This window comes from Aquimarina aquimarini (genome assembly GCF_900299535.1).
Taxonomy (GTDB): Bacteria; Bacteroidota; Bacteroidia; order Flavobacteriales; family Flavobacteriaceae; genus Aquimarina; species Aquimarina aquimarini.
Genome location: NZ_OMKE01000054.1, coordinates 1 through 4835, shown reverse-complemented (window position 1 = coordinate 4835; position 4835 = coordinate 1). Strand labels below are relative to the sequence as shown.

Sequence of the window (4835 nt, the reverse complement as noted above, 5' to 3'; positions counted from 1 at the left end):
GATAGATGGAATTTCTATTTCTTCTTTCTGAATGTAACTCCAAACATCTAATTCTGTCCAGTTACTTATAGGGAATACCCGTACATTTTGCCCTAAATCAATCTTACCATTAAGGTGATCAAATAATTCTGGACGCTGATTCTTCTCATCCCATTGACCAAAATCATCTCGTACTGAAAAAATACGCTCCTTGGCTCTTGCTTTTTCTTCATCTCTCCTAGCTCCTCCTATCGCAGCATCGAATTTAAATTCTTCTAAGGCATCCAACAGTGTAGTGGTTTGCAAACTATTACGACTCGCATACTTACCCTTTTCCTCTATAACTTTACCTTGGTCGATAGAGTCCTGAACATTACGAACTATAAGCTCTACTCCTAATTCTTTTGCTAATCGATCTCTAAATTCTATAGTCTCTGGAAAATTATGACCCGTATCAATGTGTAATAATGGAAACGGTATTTTTGCAGGGTAAAATGCTTTCTGTGCTAATCGAACTAAAGTGATTGAATCTTTTCCTCCCGAAAATAGCAATACTGGCTTCTCAAACTGAGACGCTACTTCTCTAAAGATATAAATCGCTTCGCTTTCTAAAGGGTTTACATTAAGAACAGAGGTTCCTGTCAGGTTTCCTGCAGTTCCTTCTAATTGTTCTATTTTCTTTTCTAATATATCCATGCTTCGTTTTCGTAATTAATCAGTTGGTATGCAATCCACACTCTCTATTCTCTAGTACTTTGGTAGGATCAAAATATTTAAACTCGTTTGGTAACTTATTTTCTTCTAGATATGTATCTAGCTCTTCGTCATTGTAATAATAAAAAGGACTCACTTTCAATATTCCATCTTTTCCTCTACTTAAAATATCCAATGAATCTCTTAATGCCGTTTGCCCTTTTCTAAGATTGGTAAACCATACATCTGGCTTAAATTCTGCCATTGCTCTTTTAAAAGGTTCTAGCTTTACCTGCTCTGTAAAAACCGCATGCTTTGGATCATCAATATCAGGAATCCCTAATACCACATCTCTATGAGCTGTAGTCTGCTTTGGGACATACAATTTAATATTCAAATCTAACAAACCGATTACTTCTTCTGCATGACGGTATGTATTTGAAGTATTATATCCTGAATCACACCATATAACAGGAATATCTGACAATGCTTTTGAGCATGCATGTAGAATTGATGCTTCATAAGGTCTGAAATTCGTTGTTACTACTGGAGTGTTTGCATTAGACATTGCCCATTGTACAACTTCTAAAGGCGTTTTCTCCCTCAAAGACACATTTAGATCTTTAATTTCTTTTTCTGTTAAACTCATAGTATACTATGCTTCTTTTATTTTATAGCAATTATTTTCCCCATTTGATGCGATTCCAAACTCTCTCATGAAAGAAATATAATATCATCTTTGTAACAAAATCAATAGATGCTATCGACGTAGCAAGTGCCAACTCACCAGTCAATAAATAAGATACTATCAACGTATCCAATGTTCCAACTACTCTCCAACTTACAGCTTTTACTATACTACGTATCGGCTTTTCTGAAGACTTATCATCTTGATATGTTGTTTTCTGTGTAGCTACTTTATCTAATATCATTTGATCTACAATCATTTTTTTAAATTCTATTACCCTATCGGGTTAGTAGATTATTAAACAAATGTATATATAATATTTTAGTTATAGTACAAAAACAAAGGAAGTTCTTACAAAAAGAAACAAGAATTATGATATTTTTAATAAAAACCCTAGTAAGTTAGTAGATTATTAAACAGATTTTAGAATCTCTTACTATTTTATCAATAGATTTTTACTGCCAAACATACAAAAAGACACTTATAATCAAAATATTAGAGCAACACACTACTCTCATTTTATTGATTTACGACTAATACTATTTACACTTTGAATTTACCACAATAAAAAGGTTTCATTCAACGATGTACAAAACAAACACTAGGGAGATAACAGAAATAAATATCCAGATAGAAACAGCTAGCAATAACGGCTTCATACCAACGTCTTTCAGTGATCGAATTGTAATACCCGAACCTATCAAAAATAATGTTAGCGTTAATGCTATTTTAGCAACTCTCACTATATACGGAGAAAAAGGTTGTACCACAGGAACATAAGTATTCATAATAATAGCACCTATAAATAGTAGTATAAAATACGGGAATTTGATTTTTCCTGCATTTCCTTTAGAAAAAAACACAAACGCCAAAGAGACTGGTAAAATCCACAATGCCCTAGCTAATTTTATTGTGGTAGCTATTTCTAAAGCCTGACTTCCATACACATCTGCTGCTCCGACCACAGAACTTGTATCGTGTATTGAGATAGCACACCATACTCCAAATTGATTTTGAGTAAGATCAAACAAATACCCAATACTAGGAAATACAAATAAAGCTATAGAGTTAAGCAAAAAAACTACACCTATAGCTACAGATATTTGTTTTGGACTTGCTTTGATAATTGGAGAAATCGCAGCAATAGCACTACCACCACATATTGCTGTTCCAGAAGAAATCAACTGTGTTATTTTTTTATCTATACAAAATAATTTACCCAAGAATAACCCAAAACTAAGTGTTATTGCTATAGAAAATACCGTAAAAAGAAATCCATCTTTACCCGCCTCTAATGCACTATGAGCACTCATCCCAAAGCCAAGTCCAATGACAGCTATTTTCAAAAGCCATTTCACTACTTTATGACTTTTATTTGCGAATGGATTATTTATTACTTGAGCTATAACTAGACCTATAGCCAAAGCCAATGAAGGAGATACAAAAGATGTACAGCAAATTAAAGCTACACAAATAAATATAATTTTTGAAGTTGAAAAAGACATTTGAAATGATTCGTGGTTTTAAGAGCATTTAAAATTCAATCAGGTCATTTATAAAAAACATTTAAACACCTAACTCTAATGAATTTATCATACAGGAATTAATCAAAAGGAAAGAGAAAACTAAAACAAACATGCTTTTGACATACAAGTGGCCTGCCATCTTTGGAAATTATTCGCGTAACCAAAGACAGCCTAAAACCACTTAATACATCAATTACATTTTGATTTGACTAGAACCAAATCTTTATTCTATAAATCCTACTCCAGAGGTATTATTGGTTTGAGAATCTATTAATATAAATGATCCAGAAGCTTTATTCTTACTATAAGAATCTATAGCCAATGGTTTGCTTAACTGTATCTGCACTTTTCCTATCTCATTAAGGCTTAATGTGTTTTTTGAGATATCTTCTCCAGAAAAATCTGTTGCAATACTTCCTTCAATATGATCTACTTTAGACAATACACATGCTCTTCCGCTTTGCACATAGTAACTGGAGCCTGTTGTAAGGTTATCACTATCCATCCAACATACGGTAGCTGTCAATTGTTTTTCTACTCTTGGCTTTTCTGATGATTTTACAATCATGTCTCCTCTACTTACATTGACATCATCTTCTAGTGTAATTGTACAAGAGCTTCCTCTACCCCCAGTATCAAATGTTTTATCAAAAAAATAAATCTCTTTCACCTTAGAAGCTGTTAAAGAAGGTAAGATAGTTACCTCATCTCCTACCGAAAGGTCTCCCCCGTACAGTTTACCTGCGTATCCCCTAAAATCATGAAACTCATCTTTCTTTGGACGAATTACTGTCTGAACAGGAAAACGCACTTGTGCTTTCTCATATACATCTTGAGCGTCTAATTCTTCTAAATGCTCTAACAAAGTCTGACCTGTATACCACGGTGTGTTTTCTGACGTATCTACCACATTATCTCCTTGCAATGCACTCACTGGAATAAAGGTTATGTTCTGCTCTTTATAATCACTCTTACCAATCAATGTCTCAAAATCTGACTTGATAGCCTCATATTTCTCTTGTGAGAAATCTACTAAATCCATCTTATTTACTGCAACTATAACATCTTTTACTCTAAGCAAGTTATTGATGAAAAAGTGACGATATGTTTGCTCGATCACTCCTTTACGAGCGTCTACCAAAATAATTGAAGCTTGAGAGGTAGATGCCCCTGTTACCATATTACGGGTATACTCTATATGACCTGGAGTATCGGCAATGATATAACTCTTTGTTTTGGTTGAAAAATAAATATGAGCTACATCAATGGTAATACCTTGTTCTCGCTCGGCAACTAAGCCATCGGTAGCCAAAGAAAAATCTAAATAATCAAATCCATTGGCTTTACTTCTGGTCTCTATTGCTTCTAATTTATCGGTAGTCAATGACTTGGTATCATACAATAAACGACCTATCAAGGTACTTTTACCATCATCTACACTTCCTGCTGTTGCTATTTTTAATACGTCCATAGCTATTATTGGTTTCTCCTTTAAAAAAAAAGGAGTGTTTTTTTTTATTATTAATTATTTATTTGAATCTATATAACAACAAAACTTTTCTAGAAATACCCTTGTTGTTTACGTTTCTCCATTGCTGCTTCTGATCGTTTATCATCAATACGTGCTCCGCGCTCTGAAATGGTAGATTCTCTAATCTCTGCAACTACTTTATCAATGGTAATAGCATCTGATAATACTGCTGCTGTACAAGACATATCGCCTACCGTACGGAAACGAACCATGCGCTCTTCTACCAACTCATCTTCTTCTCTATACACAACGTCATCTTCTGCTGACCAAATCATACCATCTCTAATAAAGATCTTACGCTTATGTGCAAAATAGATAGATGGAATTTCTATTTCTTCTTTCTGAATGTAACTCCAAACATCTAATTCTGTCCAGTTACTTATAGGGAATACCCGTACATTTTGCCCTAAATCAATCT

The 4835-nt window shown here is 33.8% G+C and carries 6 protein-coding genes; all 6 read right to left on the bottom strand.

Annotation, left to right across the window (positions count from 1 at the left end):
• Positions 1-675 (bottom strand): sulfate adenylyltransferase subunit CysD (cysD, locus tag DG508_RS18750; RefSeq protein WP_108869619.1); only part of this gene is annotated, 675 nt, incomplete at its 3' end.
• Positions 676-694: 19 nt separating this feature from the next.
• Positions 695-1321 (bottom strand): phosphoadenosine phosphosulfate reductase domain-containing protein, encoded by a 627-nt coding sequence (locus DG508_RS18745; RefSeq protein ID WP_108869618.1) that lies wholly within the window; start codon positions 1319-1321, stop codon positions 695-697.
• Between the two features lie 31 nt (positions 1322-1352).
• Complete coding sequence (locus DG508_RS18740) at positions 1353-1619, bottom strand: DUF2061 domain-containing protein (protein ID WP_199912815.1); 267 nt, start codon at positions 1617-1619, stop codon at positions 1353-1355.
• A 316-nt stretch (positions 1620-1935) separates the two neighbouring features.
• Complete coding sequence (locus tag DG508_RS18735; protein WP_108869617.1) at positions 1936-2865, bottom strand: YeiH family protein; 930 nt, start codon at positions 2863-2865, stop codon at positions 1936-1938.
• 244 nt (positions 2866-3109) lie between these two features.
• Complete coding sequence (locus DG508_RS18730; protein ID WP_108869616.1) at positions 3110-4357, bottom strand: sulfate adenylyltransferase subunit 1; 1248 nt, start codon at positions 4355-4357, stop codon at positions 3110-3112.
• An 89-nt stretch (positions 4358-4446) separates the two neighbouring features.
• Positions 4447-4835, bottom strand: a 389-nt coding sequence (locus DG508_RS18725) for a phosphoadenosine phosphosulfate reductase domain-containing protein (RefSeq protein ID WP_159090927.1), incomplete at its 5' end; no start/stop codon positions are given.

What these genes read in the sequence shown, in the direction of transcription:
- DG508_RS18745 (WP_108869618.1), bottom strand. Translation starts at nt 1,321, where the DNA reads ATGAGTTTAACAGAAAAAGAAATTAAAGATCTAAATGTGTCTTTGAGG.
- DG508_RS18740 (WP_199912815.1), bottom strand. Translation starts at nt 1,619, where the DNA reads ATGATTGTAGATCAAATGATATTAGATAAAGTAGCTACACAGAAAACA.
- DG508_RS18735 (WP_108869617.1), bottom strand. Translation starts at nt 2,865, where the DNA reads ATGTCTTTTTCAACTTCAAAAATTATATTTATTTGTGTAGCTTTAATT.
- DG508_RS18730 (WP_108869616.1), bottom strand. Translation starts at nt 4,357, where the DNA reads ATGGACGTATTAAAAATAGCAACAGCAGGAAGTGTAGATGATGGTAAA.